Genomic DNA, 15,014 nt, shown 5'->3' on the forward strand with positions numbered 1-15,014 from the left:
GGCCCCGAATCACTCGCCCGCGAGTCGCCCGATCAGGCCGGTGAGCGCGGCGCGATTGTCGTCGCCCGCCTCATCCCCGCGCACCGCGAAGTCGGCGTCGGCGAGGATGATCGCATGGCCCTCGCCAATCCGGCAGTCGGCGCGAAAGCCGTCGTCGCGGATCATGCAGGCCTCGCCGCTCGCCGCCAGCCGCCCGGGCGCGGTCACGAGCAGCGCGCCCGTCTCGCCCCCCACCGCCGCCTCGCCCGGCGTCAGCGGCCCCTCGAGCGTGACGCCCCAATGCCCCAAGAGCCCCGTGTCGGCGAAATAGGGCGGCGGCCCCATGCCGGTCGGCAACTCGCCAGCGCCGGCAAAGGCGGGATCGGCGAGCAGCAGCACGCGCCCGCCCCCGCGCACCCATTCATCGAGCGCCACGAGATTCTCCGCCGTCTGCGCGCGCGGGTGCGCCATCAGCAGGAGGTCGCCCTGCGCCAGCGCCTCGGGGCTCGCGGCCTCGATCGGCACCAATGCATATTCCTGCGACAATGCCTCATGCAGCGGCGACGGTGCTGCCTCGAGCGAGAAACCGTCGGTAAAGCGCATCGGCAGGCTCGAGAGCACCATCAGCCCGGCCTTGCCCCGCGCCGGCGCGGCGTCCTCCTCGCTAATCATGACGGGCGGCCCCTCGGCCACCGGCTCGTTAACGCTGTCCCAGAGGAAGGCGACGAGCGCGAGCGTGAACAACAGTCCGCCCACGATCCGCAACGCATGGGCCGCGCGCGCGGCACCGCTCATGGCCTCGGCCTTCATTCGGCCTCCGGCGGGACGGCGATCTCGTTGACGATCAGTTCCTCGGTCGCCGGATCGATCGGGATCGGCAGCGGCTCGATCTTCTGTTCCTCGGCCTCGGGCGCCTGTCCCGGCGCCGCGCCGATCTCGGACAGGGGCTCGGCGGGGGCCGCGGGCTCTTCGGTGGGATCGGTCATGACGACGCGCTCCTCTCCCGCGTTCACACCGAGGATCGCCGTGCCGACGAGCACGAGCAGGAAGACGATCGCGAGACCGGTGATGCCGATACGGATGCGCTGCTGGTGGTGAACGGCCATGGGCGGATAGGTAGGACGCCGCCCGCGCCGATGCAATTCCCCTCGGCACGCGACGATAGACCCTTGACGATCCAACGCCAAAGAGAGAGAAGCCCGCGCGTCATGAAACAGCGCCTTATCCTCATCGCCGCAGCCGCCTGCGGCCTCGCCGCTTGTAACAGCGAACCCGAAACCTACACCTACGAGATCGACGATCCGATGGCCGAGGAACTGGCCGCCGCGGAAGCCGTCGACCCGGCCACCGTGCCGATGGGCGTGGGTTCGGACGACTATCGCTGCAAGGGCTCGAACCAGCTCCTCAAGATCGACTGGATCAAGACCGGCGAGCAGATGACCGCCCGCGTCACCCCGCAGGGCGAGCGCGGCATGCAGCTCACTCAGCAGGGCGAGGGTGGCCCCTACACCAACGAGGATGGCACCGTGACCATGACCGGTTCGCCGACCTCGAACACGGTCGTCCTCAACGGCTCCACCTGCACCGCCTGAGGCCGCGACACGACCAACCCGAAAGAGCCCCTCGCCGCACCCGCGCCGAGGGGCTTTTTTTATCCCCCACTTCCGCCTAGACGAGCCCCCATGACCGAGACCGCCATCACCCCGCAAGTCGTCGCCGAACACGGCCTCTCCGAGGACGAATACCAGATCATCCTCGACAGCCTCGGGCGCGAGCCCAATCTCGTCGAGCTCGGCATCTTCTCGGTGATGTGGTCAGAGCATTGCTCCTACAAATCCTCCAAGCTCCACCTGAAGAAGCTGCCGACCGAGGCCGAATGGGTCATCCAGGGTCCGGGCGAGAATGCCGGCGTCATCGACATCGGCGACGGCGATGCGGCGATCTTCAAGATGGAGAGCCACAACCACCCGTCCTACATCGAGCCCTACCAGGGCGCGGCGACGGGCGTCGGCGGCATCCTGCGCGACGTCTTCACCATGGGCGCGCGTCCCGTCGCCAACATGAACGCGCTGCGCTTCGGCGATCCGGTGCATCCCAAGATGCGCCACCTCATCGCGGGTGTGGTCGCGGGGATCGGCGGCTATGGCAATTGCGTCGGCGTGCCGACCGTCGGCGGCGAGACCAATTTCGACAAGGCCTATAACGGCAACATCCTCGTCAACGCGATGACCGTGGGCGTCGCCAAGACCGACAAGATCTTCTATTCGGCCGCCACCGGCATCGGCAATCCGATCGTCTATGTCGGCTCCAAGACCGGCCGCGACGGCATCCACGGCGCCACCATGGCCTCGGCCGACTTCGACGAGGGCATCGAGGAAAAGCGCCCGACCGTGCAGGTCGGCGATCCCTTCACCGAGAAGCTGCTCATCGAGGCCTGCCTCGAACTCATGGCCACCGACGCCATCGTCGCCATCCAGGACATGGGCGCCGCCGGCCTCACCAGCTCCAGCGTCGAAATGGCGACCAACGGCAATTCGGGCCTCAGGCTCGACATGGACAAGGTGCCCCAGCGCGAAGAGGGCATGACGCCTTATGAAATGATGCTGTCGGAGAGCCAGGAGCGCATGCTCATGGTGCTGAAGCCCGGCAAGGAAGCCATGGCCGAGGCCATCTTCCGCAAGTGGGAACTCGACTTCGCGGTCATCGGCGAGGTTACCGACACGGGCCGCATGGTGCTCGAATGGCAAGGCGATGTGGTCTGCGACATCCCGCTCGCCCCGCTCGCCGACAAGGCCCCCGAATATGACCGCCCGCATCTCAGCCAGGACGACTATCGCGACTGGGCCAAGATCGAGCCCTTGGGCGAGGTGCCCGAGGCAACCGACCTTGCCGGCGACCTGATCAAGCTGATGGCCTCCGAGCACCTGTCCAGCCGCCGCTGGATCTGGGAGCAGTACGACTCACAGGTCGGCGGCGACACCGTGCAGAAATCGGGCGGCGACGCCGCGCTGGTGCGCGTCCATGGCAGCGACAAGGCGCTCGCCATCACGACCGACTGCTCGCCGCGCTACTGCTACGCCGACCCTGTCACGGGCGGCAAACAAGCGATCGCCGAGGCTTATCGCAACATCTCGGCGGTCGGGGCGACCCCGCTCGCGGTCACCAACTGCCTCAACTTCGGCAACCCCGAACGCCCCGAGATCATGGCCCAGTTCGTCGGCTGTCTCGAGGGCATGGGCGAGGCCTGCCGCGCCCTCGACTTCCCGATCGTCTCGGGCAACGTCTCGCTCTACAACGAGAGCAAGGCCACTGGCGGCGGTTCGGCCATCCTGCCCACCCCCGCCATCGGCGGCGTCGGCATCATCAAGGACTGGCACAAGAGCGCGACCATCGCGCTGAAGCCCGGCCAGCAGCTCATCGCCATCGGCGACACCACCCACCCCGCCCAGCTCGGACAGTCGCGCTGGCTGGAGGTCGTGCACGAGCGCAAGGAAGGCCTGCCCCCGCGCGTCGATCTCGACGCGGAAAAAGCCGCCGCCGACCTCGTCCGCAGCCTCATCCACGACGGCCTTGTCAGCGCGGTCCATGATGTCTCCGACGGCGGCATCCTCGTCGCCATGGCCGAGATGGCATTGGCGGGCGACACCGGCTTCACGCTCGGCTGGGACACCACCGATCCCGAATTCTGGTTCGGCGAGCACCAGGGCGTCTATGTCGTCGCCGCCGACGACTTCGCCGCGGTCGCCGAAGCGGGCCGCAAGCACGGGCTCGAAATGACCCCGCTCGGCACCTCGGGCGGCGACAGCCTCCAGCTGTTCGGCGATGCGATCCTGCTGTCCGAACTGCGCGAGGCGAACGAGCATTTCCTGCCCACGCTGATGGCGAGCGAACTCTAGGCGGCGACCCCGCCCCGGCCTTTACTATTGCAAATCATTCGCATTAGCGGCATGACAATCGGCATGGTCGTTTGTCACTGCAACCTGATTCGCGAAAAGGACATCCGCGCAGCCGCTGCCAAGGGCTGCCCCGATGCCGAGACCGCCTATCGTTCGCTGGGCTGCCAGTTCCAGTGCGGCGGTTGCGAGGACCATGCCGACGCGCTCGTCGCCTGCGAACGCGCCAAGCTCCTCCCCCCGAGCGACGTCGCCGCGGCCTGATCCCGCGCCACTGCTAATCAGTCGCATTAGCTGAAAAACGGCGGAAAACCGCGCTTGCCGCCCGCCGCCGCGACGCCTATGCTCGCCCCACATTCGCGGGAGAAGCGCCATGGCCAAGATTCACGACAAGCAAGTCCTCGACTATCTCAACAAGGCGCTCACCAACGAGCTTACCGCGACCAACCAATATTGGCTCCACTATCGCCTCCTCGACCATTGGGGGATCGAGCGCCTCGCCGCCTTCGAGCGCAAGGAATCGATCGAGGAGATGCAGCATGCCGACAGGCTCACCGAGCGCATCCTCTTCCTCGACGGCCATCCCAATTTCCAGCGCATCGGTTCGGTCCGCACCGGCGAGACGGTCGAAGAGGTCATCCAGGCCGATCTCGACCTGGAGGCCGAGGCCATCCCGCTCCTGCGTGACGCCATCGAACATTGCGAGAAGGTGCGCGACTATGTCTCGCGCGACCTGTTCGCCGAGATCCTCGAGAATGAGGAAGAGCATCTCGACACGCTCGAGACCTATCAGGAAATGATCGGGCGGATGGGCATCCAGAACTTCATCCAGCTCCAGTCCAAGCCCGCCGACGAGGGCTGAGCGCGACGCCCGTGAGCGAGACCCCGCTCGGCCCCAAGCTCGGTTACGGAAAAGGCATGCGCATCTATGCGCCCGCCATGCCGGCCGGGGTGCAGCGACAGATCGAAGCCGACATCGCCGCCGTGCCCGACTGGCTCGACACGCCCGAGGTCGGCATCGACGCCGCGCACCTCTTCGTCACCTCGAAATCCGCGCTCGAAGCCCAGCTCGCCCCCCTCGTGCCGCTGCTCGCGCGCGACGGCATGATCTGGGTGAGCTGGCCCAAGAAGGCCTCGGGGCTCGCCACCGAACTCGACCGCGAGGCAGTACGCGATCACGGCCTCTCCTATCCCGACCTCGTCGACGTGAAGGTCTGCGCGGTCGATGCCACTTGGTCGGCGCTCAAATTCGTCATCCGCAAAGAGGCGCGCTAGCGCTTCCAAGCCGCCGCGCGCGCCGCTACGCTGGCCGGCGATGAAAGACGTCCCCTCCCAGCCCTACACCGTCCTGCCCGACCTCACGCCCGCCGAGCGGGTGGAGCGCGCGCGCGCATTCTACGACAGCGTGAAGGACCGCCGCAGCTGCCGCTTCTTCTCCGACGCGCCCGTGCCGCGCGCCGTCATCGAGGAAGCAATCCGCGCCGCCGGGACCGCCCCCAATGGTGCCAACCACCAGCCATGGCATTTCGCGGTGGTCGAGAACCCGCATGTGAAGGCCCGCATCCGCGAGGCCGCCGAGGCCGAGGAACGCGCCTTCTACGAGGGCAAGGCGGGCGAGGAGTGGCTCGGCGCGCTGGCCCCCATCGGCACCGACTGGGAAAAGCCCTTCCTCGAGACCGCGCCCTATCTCATCGTCGTGTTCGGCCAGCGCAAGGGCGGCCCCGAGGAGGGCGACGAAAAGCAGAATTACTATGTCACCGAGAGTGTCGGCATCGCCTGCGGCCTGCTCATCACCGCGCTCCACCAGGCGGGGCTGGCGACGCTGACGCACACCCCCTCGCCGATGGGCTTCCTGCGCGACATCTGCCAGCGGCCCGCGTCCGAGAAACCGGTGATGATCATCGTCGCGGGCCTACCCACGCCCGATGCCACCACCCCCCTCCATGCCGCCAGGAAGAAACCGCTCGACCGGATCATGAGCTGGCTCTAGCGCCTCCGCCATGGCCACCACCTCCCCGTCCCGCATCACCAGCATGGATGTCGTGCGCGGCCTTGCCGTGATCGGCATCTTCTTCGCCAACGTCATCGCCATGGCGTTGCCCGAAAAGGCGGCCAGCTACCCCACCATCACGGGCTTCGATGCTCCCGGCGACCGCCTCGCCTGGCTGTTCAACTGGCTGTTCATCGACAACCGGATGCGCGCGCTCTTCACCATCCTGTTCGGTGCCTCGCTCTGGCTCATCGCGGCGCGGGCGCGGGACAAAGGCCACAGCCCGCTCAGGCTCCACCTGCCGCGTCTCGCCATCCTCTTCCTCATCGGCCTCGCCCACTTCTATTTCCTCTGGTGGGGCGACATCCTCACCCTCTACGCGATGGTCGGCCTCCTCGCGCTCGTCGCGCTCGACTGGGACAGGCAGTCGCTCCTGCGCGCCGCCATCATCCTCCTCCTCACCAATGCGCTTGCCATGACCGCGCTGATGGGCCTCGCCGTCCCCGGCCCGGGCGAGGCCTCCATCATCCCCACCGCCATCGCGCCCACCGACCTGGCGCGCGAGATCGCCGCCCACAGCGGCCCCCTCGCCCATGCCGCTTTCATCTGGGCAGAGGAGCGCTGGACCCCGCTGGTCAACGCCGCCATCTTCCTCCTCGAGACGCTGGGCCTCATGCTCCTGGGCATGGCGCTGATGGCCTCGGGTTTCCTCGCCGGCAGCGCCGCGCCCGCGACCTACCGCCGCTGGCTCCTCGCCATCCCGCTCTGCCTCCTCGCCTATCTCGCCGCCGCCGCCGCCATCGTCACCTCGGGCTTCGATGCCGACCGCCTCCTCTTCCTGCGCGTCGCCCTCGGCGTCAGCCTCGAGGCGCCGATGGCGCTCGGCTATGCCGCGCTGATGATCCTCGCCACCCAGCGCGGCGGCTGGCTGGTCGACCGCCTCGCCGCCACCGGACGCGCCGCCTTCACCAACTATCTCGGCGCCACCATCCTCATGACCCCCGTCATCTTCGGCCCCTCATGGGGCGAATTGTCGCGCGGGCAGGCATGGCTTTTCGCCCCGCTGGGCGGCCTCCTCATGCTCCTGTGGTCGAAGCCGTGGCTCGAGCGCTACCGCTACGGCCCCTTCGAATGGTTGTGGAGAAGTCTCGCGCGCGGCGAGCTGCAGGAAATGCGCCGCTAGCGCTGGGCGCGGCCGAAGCCCGTATTGTGCACGCCCTTCACGCCGAAGCCACCGGTCGGCTTGCGCAAGCGCGGGTTGGTCGCCTCGTCGAACATCTCGATAGTCGCCTCGAACAGCTGGCGCAGCTTCACGACGTCGGGCACCAGTTCGTTCGGGAAACGCCCTTCCTCGACGCAGGAGCGCGCGCGGTTCTCGATCACTTCGGCGACATCGGCGAGCGGCTCGGCGCCGAACTGGCGCGATTCGCCCTTCATCGTATGCGCGGGGATGATCAGCGCGACCGTGTCATGGCTGCGCATCGCCGCCTCGATCTTCTCGAGCGACTTGAAGCCGTCCTCGCGGAAATAGCCGAGAATCTTGATGAACCCCGGACCCAGCTGGGCCCGCGTTTCCTCGAAATACTTCCAGTCGACGATGTCGGCGGCTGCGCTCAACGCTAAGTACCCTCATGCCGGCACCCCCACGGCACCGACCTCTACCCTCCGGCCTAGCCAAAGAGGGTAAAGGTTCGGTTTATTTCCGGCTGTAGGGGTTCTTGGGCGCGCGGGTGATCAGGCGGATGGGGATCGGCCCGAGATCGAGGTCGCGGCGCAGCGAGTTGATGAGATAGCGCTCGTAGCTCTTGGGCAACTTGTCGACGCGCGTGCCGAAGATGACAAAGGCGGGCGGGCGCGACTTGGCCTGCGTGATGTAGCGAAGCTTGATCCGCATCCCCGACGGTGCGGGCGGGGCATGGTCGGCGATCGCATCGTCGAACCAGCGGTTGAGCATGCCCGTCGGCACGCGGCTCGCCCATTTGTCGCGAATGTCGAAGGCCGCCTGCATCAGCTGGTCGACGCCCTTGCCGGTCTTGGCCGACACGGCGACGAGCGGCACGCCCTTCACCTGCGCCAGCCCCTCGTCGAGCGCCGCACGGATCCCGTTGTACAGCCCGCTCGGATTGTCGGCGACGTCCCACTTGTTCAATCCGATGACCAGCGCGCGGCCTTCCTGCAGCACCTGGTCGGCGATGCGCAAATCCTGGCTCTCCAGCCCGCGTTCGGCATCCAGGAGCAGGCACACCACCTCGGCGCGGTCGATCGCGCGCTTGGTGTCGAAGGCCGACAATTTTTCCAGCTTGTCATCGACCTTGGCGCGCTTGCGCAGCCCCGCCGTGTCGACCAGCTGCACTTCGCGCCCCTGCCATTCCCAGTCGAGATGGATGGCATCGCGCGTGATCCCTGCCTCGGGACCGGTGATCATCCGTTCCTCGCCGAGCATCTGGTTGACGAGCGTCGACTTGCCCGCATTGGGTCGCCCGACGATCGCCAGCTTCAAGGGCCCCAGATCCTCGACGATCAGCTCCTCGCCGTCCTCGGGGACGTGGAATTCGGCCTCGGCCTCTTCCTCTTCCTCGACTTCCATGCCGGGCTTCTCGAGATGCTCGCGCAGGCCGTCGAACAGGTCGACGATACCCTCGCCATGCTCGGCCGACAGCGCGAAGGGCTCGCCCAGCCCCAGCTCATAGGCCTCGAGCCGGCCCGCCTCGCCTGCCGAGCCTTCCGACTTGTTGGCAGCGATCAGGATCGGCGTGTCGAGCCCGCGCAGCCAGTTGGCGATCTCGCGGTCCAAGGGCGTCAGCCCCGCGCGCCCGTCGATCAGGAACAGCGCCACGTCGGCATCGCTCACCGCGGCGCGGGTCTGCGCGCGCATGCGGCCCGGCAGCGTCGCATCGGCCTCGGTCTCGAAGCCCGCCGTGTCAATCACGGTGAAGTCCATGCCGAGCAGGCTCGCCTCGCCCTCGCGGCGGTCACGCGTCACCCCCGGCTGGTCGTCGACCAGCGCGATGCGCTGGCCCACGAGCCGGTTGAACAGCGTCGATTTGCCGACGTTGGGACGTCCGACGATGACGACGACGGGAAGTTTCTTGCGCTTGGCCATCGCGCGCCCTTGGACCGCGATGGCGCCAGCGTCAACTAGCGATAGGCGCTCAAGCTGCCGTCATCGGCGAGCAGGTAGAGCGTGCCGCCGGCCACCACGGGGGCCAGCGAATAGCCCTTGCCCGCCTCGCGCTGCGCCAGATAGCGCCCGCTGTCGGGGTCGATCTCGATCAGCCCGCCGGCCGAGCTCGTCACCCACAGCTTGCCGCCCGCCAGCACGGGGCCGGCGTAATAATAGGCACCCGAGCGCTTCTCTTCATTCTTGAAGCGCGGCAGCTGGTTGATCCAGCGCACTCGACCGCTTTCGCGCGCCACGGCGATAAGCTGGGCGCGGTCGGTCACCACGAACACCCATTCGCCCGCCACCGTCGGGGTCGAGGTGCCAGCGATCGACAGTTCCCACAGGCGCTGGCCCGACAGGATGTCCAAGGCGACCATGCGCCCACCCTGCCCGACGGCGATCACCTGCCCGCTGTCGATCACGGGATCGGCGTCGATGTCGGAGAGCGACGACACGCTGGTCGACACCGAGGTGCGCGACAGCGCGTCCTGCCACAGGAGGCGACCATTCTCGTAGCGATAGCCGTTGAGCTCACCCGAGGAGAAGCCCGCGACCACCGTGCCGCGACCCGCCGCGGGGGCGGCATTGCCGAACACGCCCGCGACTTCCAATGCCGCGCTGGCATTCCATTCCGATGCGCCATCGGCAGGCTTCAGCGCGAACAGCTGGTTGTCCTGTGTGGTGACGTAGAGGTGCGTGCCGTCGTAGGTCGGCGCGCCGCGCAGCGGGCCCGCGGGGCGGACCTGCCAGAAGATGCCGCCATTGGCCGGATCGAGCGCCACGACATCACCGAGGCCGTTGGTCGCGAACAGGCGCCCGTCGCCATAGGCCACGCCGCCGCCATAGAGCGAGCCGCGGTCGCCCTCGGCGCTCGCGAACTGCGTCGCCCACTGCAGCGAACCCGTCTGCGCATCGAAGGCGCGCACGACGCCCTCGACGTCGATCGAATAGACACGGCCCTCGGCCACCACGGGGGTGGCGATCAGCCGCGCCGCGCTGTTCGAGCCCTCGCCGATCGAGGTGCGCCACGCCAGCTGCGGGCTGGCCGAGAGGGCGAGATGGCCCATCGCCTTGGGCGCGTTGCCGCCCGACTGCGCCCAATCGTCATTGGCGCGCGGGGCGGGCAACGCGAAGGGCAGCGCGGCGGTCGTCGCGTCGATCCCGACCTCGACCTCGGCGCCCAGCACCGCGACGCGCTCGCCCAGCACGGGGGTCTTGTTCTCGGCTTCCTTGAACACGCCGCAGCCCGACAGGAGGGCCGCCATCGCCACCGGCAGGAGGAGTTTATGTGCACGCATGGTCATGGGGCTTACTGTCCTTCTTGTTCGATTTGCGCGAGCGCGGCACTGGCATCGACGCCATAGCTGCCCGCGACCTGCACCGCCCGCGTGCGCAAGCTGCGCGGCAGGCTGGCATCATCGGCGATCGCCTTGAAGAGTTGCGCGGCCTCGTCTCCCTGTCCCTGCGCGAGCAGTGCCAGCGCGGTCAGTTCCTTGGCCGCGCCGTGGAAGGGCTGGCCGTCCTGCGCGAGCCCCTGGAGGCGCGCCACGACGACATCGGGTTCGACCTGGTCGAAGTCGAGATAGGTCCAGCGGATGCGCGCGGCGGCGCGATAGGCCTCGGGCGCATCGCCATCCTCGGCCAGCGCCTCGTAGGCCGCGATCGCGCCCGCACGGTCGCCATCCTCGAGCAGCACCGCGGCGCGCAGCATGGCCGCCGAAGCGCCCGCTGCCGCACCCTCGCCCGCCTCGACCGCCTCGAGGCGCGAGGCGATGCCGTCTTCCTCGGCCGGATCGCCGAGATCGGCGACCACCTTGGCCAGTTCCTCGACCTCGGCCTCGCCCATGCGCACCTGTTCGGCCTGCCACCAGATCGCGCCCGCGACCGCGGCGAGGAAGAGGATCACCGCGGCGGCGATCCACTTGCCGTATTTCTTGCCGAACTCGGCGGCCTGCGCGCGGCGATATTCCTCGTCGACCTCGCGTTCGAAGCTGGCTGCGTCTTGCGGGGGAAGGGCCACTGGTAATCCTCGAATGATGGGGGGCGGTCACCGCGCCTCTTGGCCGCAGCATCCCCACCCCGAAATGAACGGAGGCTGGCTTAGCGCCCTATAAGCCCAAAGGCAAAGCCCTTAAGACTTGGGCCGGTAGGTCTGGTCCTCGGTGGGGAAGGCGCCCGAGCGCACTTCCTCCGCATAGGTCTCGACGGCCTTGGAGATCTGGCTTCCAAGGTCGTGATAGACCTTCACGAAGCGCGCCGTGCGCTCGAACAGGCCGAGCATGTCCTCGGTCACCAGCACCTGCCCGTCGCAATCCTTCGAGGCGCCGATGCCGATGACCGGCACGGGGCTCGCCTTGGCGACCGCCGAGGCGATCTCTTCCATCACGCCCTCGACCACCACGGCAAAGGCACCAGCCTCCGCCACCGCGCGCGCATCGGCGAGGATCTTGGCCTCCTCGCTGTCATTCTTGCCGCGTGCGCGATAGCCGCCGAGCATGTTGACCGCCTGCGGGGTCAGCCCGACATGCCCCATCACGGGAATGCCGCGGCTGGTCAGGAAGGCAATCGTCTCCGCCATCGCCTCGCCGCCCTCGAGCTTGACCGCCGCGCAGCCCGTTTCCTTCATGATCCGGCTGGCGCTCTCGAACGCCTGCTGCGGGCTCGCCTCATAGCTGCCGAACGGCATGTCGACGATGATCATCGCGTGCCACGAGCCGCGCACCACCGCAGCGCCATGCGCGCACATCATGTCGAGGCTGACGGGGATGGTGCTGTCGAGCCCGTAGATCACCTGCCCTAGGCTGTCGCCGACGAGGATCATGTCGCAATGCTCGTCGAGCAATTGCGCCATGCGCATCGTATAGGCGGTAAGCATGACGAGCGGCTCGCCCGAGCCGTCGGCGCCCCTCTTGCGCGTCATGATCTTGGGCGCGGTCATGCGCTTGCCCGGCGCCGGTTTGGGCGTCGCGCGGCTGGTATCGGTATCGATGGTGATCTTGGACATGGCCAAAGCTTCTAGCGCGCGCCCGCCCGCGCGGCTAGGCTCGCTGCATGAGCGAAACGAACGAGCCCGACACCAGCGCTCCCAAGGACAAGGCCCCGAAGGATACCGCCGGCGTCATCGCCCCGCCGCCACTGATCTACGGCGTGCCGCTCGCGCTCCTCGTTTTCTTCCACCACCATCTCGACGAAGCCTGCGACATCAGCCTCGATGATTTCAGCTGGCCCGCCCGCGCCTTCTCGGGCGCGCTCGTGGTGGTCTTGGGCGCGATCCTCATCGTCACCGCCATCTGGGAATTCCGCCGCGCGGATACCCCGCCCGAGCCGTGGGAAGAAACGAAGGCGCTGACCTTCGCCGGCCCCTATCGCCTGACCCGCAACCCGATGTATCTCGGCATGGCCTTCGCCTATGCCGGCATCGCCATCATCGCGGGCTGTTTCCTTATCCTCGCGGGGCTGGTGCCGATCCTGTTCGTGATCGACCGCTATGTCATCGCCCGCGAGGAAGCCTACCTCGCCCGCCGCTTCGGCCAGCCCTACAGCGATTACCTCGCCCGCTCGAAGCGCTGGCTCTAGCCGACCTCGACGCCCTTCCAGAAAGCGATATGGTCCTTGATCTCGGACGCCGCTTCCTTGGGCTCCTTATAGGTCCAGGCGGCATCGGCGTTGGTCACGCCGTCGGCCTTGATAGAATAATAGCTCGCCTCGCCCTTCCACGGACAATGGCTCTTGGTGTCGGACGGCACCAGCCGGTCCATCTTCACGTCGGCCTGCGGGAAATAATGGTTTCCCTCGACTTCGACGGTGTTGTCGGATTCGGCGATGACATCGCCGTTCCACGTGGCCTTGACCATGTTCACTTCTCCTGTCTGGAAAAGCGAACGTGGCCCGGCCCGCGTACGTTCCGCCCTTAGTCGTCGATGCCGGTCATCTTCTCGTAGCCGGTCGAATCATAGCCGACGAGCACGGTGTCGCCGTCGGTGACCACCGGGCGCTTGATCATGGTCGGATGCGCGCTCATCAGCAGCATCGCCTTGTCGGCGTCGATATCCTCTTTCAGCGGCGCGGGCAGCTCGCGGAAGGTGGTGCCACGCTTGTTGAGCAGCGGCTCCCAGCCCATGTCGAGCACCCACATTTCGAGCGTTTCCTTGTCGATCCCCGTCTTCTTGAGGTCGACGAAACTATAGGCGATCTGGCGCTTCTCGAACCAGTTCTTGGCCTTCTTGACGGTATCGCAATTGGGAATGCCGTACATCGTGATCATGGGAGTTTCCGATTTTTCGTGAATGCGCGTTTGCCAGCCATATGCAAAAGCCCCGCCCGCGCTTCAAGGGGCCTCTTCGACCTTGTCGTCCCCCGCCGGGAATTGCGCCACCAGCCAGCCCTGCAGCGCGCCCGCCCGATCGCCACCTGCATTGGTCAGCGCGATGACCGCGCGGTCGGCGCCGGGCGCGATCGCGGCATAAGCGGTGAAGGTGCCCGTCCCGCCGATGTGAAAGCTCAGCAGCTGGCCGCCCAGCTCGACCCGCCCCCAGCCGAGCGAGGCCTCTTCGGCCACCGGGCGGTGCATCTGCGCCGCCGCACCGGGCGCGAGCAGCGCATTGCCGCGTCCCTCGAGCGCGCAAAGTTGCGCCTCGACGAAGCGCGCATAATCGGCGGGCGACAGCGATACGTTCCCCGCCGCCTCGAGAAACGGCGGCAGCGCGGGCGCGGCATCGAGATAGGGCACCAGCCCCTCGCCCTCCTCGACATGGCCATGGGGCCCGAGCGGTTCATGATCGCGCGGCGCTCCCATCACCGCATCGAGCCGGAGCGGCGCGAAGACCTCGCGCGCCAGCACGTCGCCGAGCGGCATGCCCGCCGCCCGTTCCAGCAGCGCGCCGGCTACCACATAGCCGGCATTGGAATAAAGCAGTGCCTCGCCCGGTGCGCCCGCCATCGGCTGCGCGAGGAACCAGCGCGCGGTCGCCACCGTCGCGCTCTCGCCCGCATGATCGCCCCCGCCCCCCAGCGCGGGCACCCTGTCGAGCTCGCGCCCGCTCGAAAAGGGCGGCAGCCCGCTGCGATGCGCGAGAAGCTGGCGCAGCGTGATCGCCGCCGCCGCGCCGTTACCGGCCGCATCGGGCCACAAGGTCCCGAGCGGGGCATCCATCGCGATCTCGCCGCGCCCCGCCATCCGCATCGCCGCCGTCGCGAGCATCGCCTTGGCATTCGACCCGATCGCGAAACGCGATGAGGCAGGCCAAGGCGCGTCGGGCCGGTCGAGCCTCGGCACGCCGCTCATGGCGGTCTCCACACGCCCGCAGCTGATGCGCGCCAGCGCCACAGCGGGCAGCCCCGCTTGCGCCCGCAGCGCTTCAGCCTCCGCCTCGAGCGCCGGCGACGCCAGGGCCAGCATCGCCCCTGCGAGCAGGAGCGCGCTCATCGTGCCGTCTCCGGCGCGATCGCCGCATCGACGAGCGCGGCCAGTGCGTCCGCCGCCCCTTCGGCCGGCGCCAGTCCCGCTTCCTCTTGGATGATGAAGGCCGTGACCGGCCCGATGATCGCGGCGATCAGGAAGGCCGGATCATGATCGGCACGGATCGAACCATCGGCACGCCCCGCCGCAATCCAGCCCGCCAGCCGGACCGTGATCGCCCGGTCGCCCCAGGCCTCGCGCACCCGCGGACCGAAGAGCGCAAGCTGGCGCTCGACGATCCGCATCGGCGCGCCCTCGTCGCCGAGCAATCCGACTGCCGCACGCACATAGGCCGCGACCTTCTCGCGCGGCGTCATGTCGGGCAGCACCGCCGCCTCGACCGCCTCGACGAGCCGCGCATAGGCGCGCTCGTAGACGGCAAGGCCGAGCGCTTCCTTGCCCTTGAAATGGGCATAGAGCGCGGGGTTGGTGAGTCCCGCCTCTTCGCCGATGTCGCGGATCGATACCCGCTCGTAAGGCCGCGCGGCGAACAGCCGCGCCGCCGCCCCGACAATCTGATCGCGCCCCATG

Annotated in this window: 19 protein-coding genes; 8 read left to right on the forward strand and 11 right to left on the reverse strand. The window is 67.9% G+C overall.

The window, feature by feature from the left end; all coding sequences use genetic code 11:
* Positions 1 to 9 precede the first annotated feature (9 nt).
* Positions 10 to 789: a motility-associated ABC transporter substrate-binding family protein gene (locus NUW81_RS05200; RefSeq protein WP_245111123.1), complete on the reverse strand. Its 780-nt coding sequence runs from the start codon at positions 787 to 789 to the stop codon at positions 10 to 12.
* On the reverse strand, positions 786 to 1,085 hold the full coding sequence (locus tag NUW81_RS05205) for a hypothetical protein (protein WP_245111126.1): 300 nt from the start codon (positions 1,083 to 1,085) through the stop codon (positions 786 to 788). The genes NUW81_RS05200 and NUW81_RS05205 overlap by 4 nt, the downstream gene beginning before the upstream one ends.
* Before the next feature lie 102 nt (positions 1,086 to 1,187).
* Here NUW81_RS05205 and NUW81_RS05210 point away from each other — a divergent pair, with 102 nt between their 5' ends.
* The 7 genes from NUW81_RS05210 to NUW81_RS05240 all read left to right on the forward strand — a co-directional run bounded on the left by NUW81_RS05210 (position 1,188) and on the right by NUW81_RS05240 (position 7,045).
* Positions 1,188 to 1,571 (forward strand): hypothetical protein, encoded by a 384-nt coding sequence (locus NUW81_RS05210; protein WP_245111128.1) that lies wholly within the window; start codon positions 1,188 to 1,190, stop codon positions 1,569 to 1,571.
* A gap of 90 nt (positions 1,572 to 1,661) precedes the next feature.
* Positions 1,662 to 3,875: a phosphoribosylformylglycinamidine synthase subunit PurL gene (purL, locus tag NUW81_RS05215; RefSeq protein WP_245111131.1), complete on the forward strand. Its 2,214-nt coding sequence runs from the start codon at positions 1,662 to 1,664 to the stop codon at positions 3,873 to 3,875.
* A gap of 51 nt (positions 3,876 to 3,926) precedes the next feature.
* Positions 3,927 to 4,136, forward strand: coding sequence for a (2Fe-2S)-binding protein (locus tag NUW81_RS05220; protein ID WP_245111133.1), 210 nt, complete (start codon positions 3,927 to 3,929; stop codon positions 4,134 to 4,136).
* A gap of 109 nt (positions 4,137 to 4,245) precedes the next feature.
* Positions 4,246 to 4,734, forward strand: a complete 489-nt coding sequence (bfr, locus tag NUW81_RS05225) for a bacterioferritin (protein WP_245111135.1) — start codon at positions 4,246 to 4,248, stop codon at positions 4,732 to 4,734.
* 11 nt (positions 4,735 to 4,745) lie between these two features.
* Complete coding sequence (locus tag NUW81_RS05230; RefSeq protein WP_245111138.1) at positions 4,746 to 5,147, forward strand: hypothetical protein; 402 nt, start codon at positions 4,746 to 4,748, stop codon at positions 5,145 to 5,147.
* Positions 5,148 to 5,187: 40 nt separating this feature from the next.
* Complete coding sequence (locus NUW81_RS05235; protein ID WP_245111140.1) at positions 5,188 to 5,862, forward strand: nitroreductase family protein; 675 nt, start codon at positions 5,188 to 5,190, stop codon at positions 5,860 to 5,862.
* A 10-nt stretch (positions 5,863 to 5,872) separates the two neighbouring features.
* On the forward strand, positions 5,873 to 7,045 hold the full coding sequence (locus NUW81_RS05240) for a DUF418 domain-containing protein (protein WP_245111143.1): 1,173 nt from the start codon (positions 5,873 to 5,875) through the stop codon (positions 7,043 to 7,045).
* Here NUW81_RS05240 and NUW81_RS05245 read toward each other — a convergent pair.
* The 5 genes from NUW81_RS05245 to panB all read right to left on the reverse strand — a co-directional run bounded on the left by NUW81_RS05245 (position 7,042) and on the right by panB (position 12,029).
* A complete protein-coding gene (locus NUW81_RS05245) occupies positions 7,042 to 7,479 on the reverse strand; it encodes an Hpt domain-containing protein (RefSeq protein WP_245111145.1) in 438 nt (145 codons plus the stop codon). The genes NUW81_RS05240 and NUW81_RS05245 overlap by 4 nt on opposite strands.
* A 79-nt stretch (positions 7,480 to 7,558) precedes the next feature.
* Positions 7,559 to 8,965: a ribosome biogenesis GTPase Der gene (gene der, locus NUW81_RS05250; protein WP_245111147.1), complete on the reverse strand. Its 1,407-nt coding sequence runs from the start codon at positions 8,963 to 8,965 to the stop codon at positions 7,559 to 7,561.
* A 35-nt stretch (positions 8,966 to 9,000) separates the two neighbouring features.
* Positions 9,001 to 10,329, reverse strand: a complete 1,329-nt coding sequence (locus NUW81_RS05255; protein ID WP_245111150.1) for an outer membrane protein assembly factor BamB family protein — start codon at positions 10,327 to 10,329, stop codon at positions 9,001 to 9,003.
* Between the two features lie 5 nt (positions 10,330 to 10,334).
* Positions 10,335 to 11,045 (reverse strand): tetratricopeptide repeat protein, encoded by a 711-nt coding sequence (locus NUW81_RS05260; RefSeq protein WP_245111152.1) that lies wholly within the window; start codon positions 11,043 to 11,045, stop codon positions 10,335 to 10,337.
* A 111-nt stretch (positions 11,046 to 11,156) separates the two neighbouring features.
* A complete protein-coding gene (gene panB / locus NUW81_RS05265; RefSeq protein WP_245111155.1) occupies positions 11,157 to 12,029 on the reverse strand; it encodes a 3-methyl-2-oxobutanoate hydroxymethyltransferase in 873 nt (290 codons plus the stop codon).
* A gap of 47 nt (positions 12,030 to 12,076) precedes the next feature.
* Between panB and NUW81_RS05270 the strand changes: the two genes are divergently transcribed.
* Complete coding sequence (locus NUW81_RS05270; RefSeq protein WP_245111157.1) at positions 12,077 to 12,601, forward strand: methyltransferase family protein; 525 nt, start codon at positions 12,077 to 12,079, stop codon at positions 12,599 to 12,601.
* Here the strand turns inward: NUW81_RS05270 and NUW81_RS05275 are convergent.
* From NUW81_RS05275 to NUW81_RS05290, 4 genes are all read right to left on the reverse strand, one after another.
* Positions 12,598 to 12,879: a DUF427 domain-containing protein gene (locus NUW81_RS05275; RefSeq protein ID WP_245111160.1), complete on the reverse strand. Its 282-nt coding sequence runs from the start codon at positions 12,877 to 12,879 to the stop codon at positions 12,598 to 12,600. The genes NUW81_RS05270 and NUW81_RS05275 overlap by 4 nt on opposite strands.
* Before the next feature lie 56 nt (positions 12,880 to 12,935).
* Positions 12,936 to 13,289: an arsenate reductase gene (locus NUW81_RS05280; protein ID WP_245111162.1), complete on the reverse strand. Its 354-nt coding sequence runs from the start codon at positions 13,287 to 13,289 to the stop codon at positions 12,936 to 12,938.
* Between the two features lie 63 nt (positions 13,290 to 13,352).
* Positions 13,353 to 14,450, reverse strand: coding sequence for a serine hydrolase domain-containing protein (locus NUW81_RS05285; protein WP_245111164.1), 1,098 nt, complete (start codon positions 14,448 to 14,450; stop codon positions 13,353 to 13,355).
* On the reverse strand, positions 14,447 to 15,013 hold the full coding sequence (locus NUW81_RS05290) for a TetR/AcrR family transcriptional regulator (RefSeq protein ID WP_245111166.1): 567 nt from the start codon (positions 15,011 to 15,013) through the stop codon (positions 14,447 to 14,449). The genes NUW81_RS05285 and NUW81_RS05290 overlap by 4 nt, the downstream gene beginning before the upstream one ends.
* Position 15,014: the final 1 nt, after the last annotated feature.

Source organism: Sphingomicrobium aestuariivivum (assembly GCF_024721585.1).
GTDB classification, from domain to species: domain Bacteria; phylum Pseudomonadota; class Alphaproteobacteria; order Sphingomonadales; family Sphingomonadaceae; genus Sphingomicrobium; species Sphingomicrobium aestuariivivum.

What these genes read in the sequence shown, in the direction of transcription:
- NUW81_RS05200 (WP_245111123.1), bottom strand. Translation starts at nt 789, where the DNA reads ATGAAGGCCGAGGCCATGAGCGGTGCCGCGCGCGCGGCCCATGCGTTG.
- NUW81_RS05205 (WP_245111126.1), bottom strand. Translation starts at nt 1,085, where the DNA reads ATGGCCGTTCACCACCAGCAGCGCATCCGTATCGGCATCACCGGTCTC.
- NUW81_RS05210 (WP_245111128.1), top strand. Translation starts at nt 1,188, where the DNA reads ATGAAACAGCGCCTTATCCTCATCGCCGCAGCCGCCTGCGGCCTCGCC.
- purL (WP_245111131.1), top strand. Translation starts at nt 1,662, where the DNA reads ATGACCGAGACCGCCATCACCCCGCAAGTCGTCGCCGAACACGGCCTC.
- NUW81_RS05220 (WP_245111133.1), top strand. Translation starts at nt 3,927, where the DNA reads ATGACAATCGGCATGGTCGTTTGTCACTGCAACCTGATTCGCGAAAAG.
- bfr (WP_245111135.1), top strand. Translation starts at nt 4,246, where the DNA reads ATGGCCAAGATTCACGACAAGCAAGTCCTCGACTATCTCAACAAGGCG.
- NUW81_RS05235 (WP_245111140.1), top strand. Translation starts at nt 5,188, where the DNA reads ATGAAAGACGTCCCCTCCCAGCCCTACACCGTCCTGCCCGACCTCACG.
- NUW81_RS05240 (WP_245111143.1), top strand. Translation starts at nt 5,873, where the DNA reads ATGGCCACCACCTCCCCGTCCCGCATCACCAGCATGGATGTCGTGCGC.
- der (WP_245111147.1), bottom strand. Translation starts at nt 8,965, where the DNA reads ATGGCCAAGCGCAAGAAACTTCCCGTCGTCGTCATCGTCGGACGTCCC.
- NUW81_RS05255 (WP_245111150.1), bottom strand. Translation starts at nt 10,329, where the DNA reads ATGACCATGCGTGCACATAAACTCCTCCTGCCGGTGGCGATGGCGGCC.
- panB (WP_245111155.1), bottom strand. Translation starts at nt 12,029, where the DNA reads ATGTCCAAGATCACCATCGATACCGATACCAGCCGCGCGACGCCCAAA.
- NUW81_RS05270 (WP_245111157.1), top strand. Translation starts at nt 12,077, where the DNA reads ATGAGCGAAACGAACGAGCCCGACACCAGCGCTCCCAAGGACAAGGCC.
- NUW81_RS05275 (WP_245111160.1), bottom strand. Translation starts at nt 12,879, where the DNA reads ATGGTCAAGGCCACGTGGAACGGCGATGTCATCGCCGAATCCGACAAC.
- NUW81_RS05280 (WP_245111162.1), bottom strand. Translation starts at nt 13,289, where the DNA reads ATGATCACGATGTACGGCATTCCCAATTGCGATACCGTCAAGAAGGCC.
- NUW81_RS05285 (WP_245111164.1), bottom strand. Translation starts at nt 14,450, where the DNA reads ATGAGCGCGCTCCTGCTCGCAGGGGCGATGCTGGCCCTGGCGTCGCCG.
- NUW81_RS05290 (WP_245111166.1), bottom strand. Translation starts at nt 15,013, where the DNA reads ATGGGGCGCGATCAGATTGTCGGGGCGGCGGCGCGGCTGTTCGCCGCG.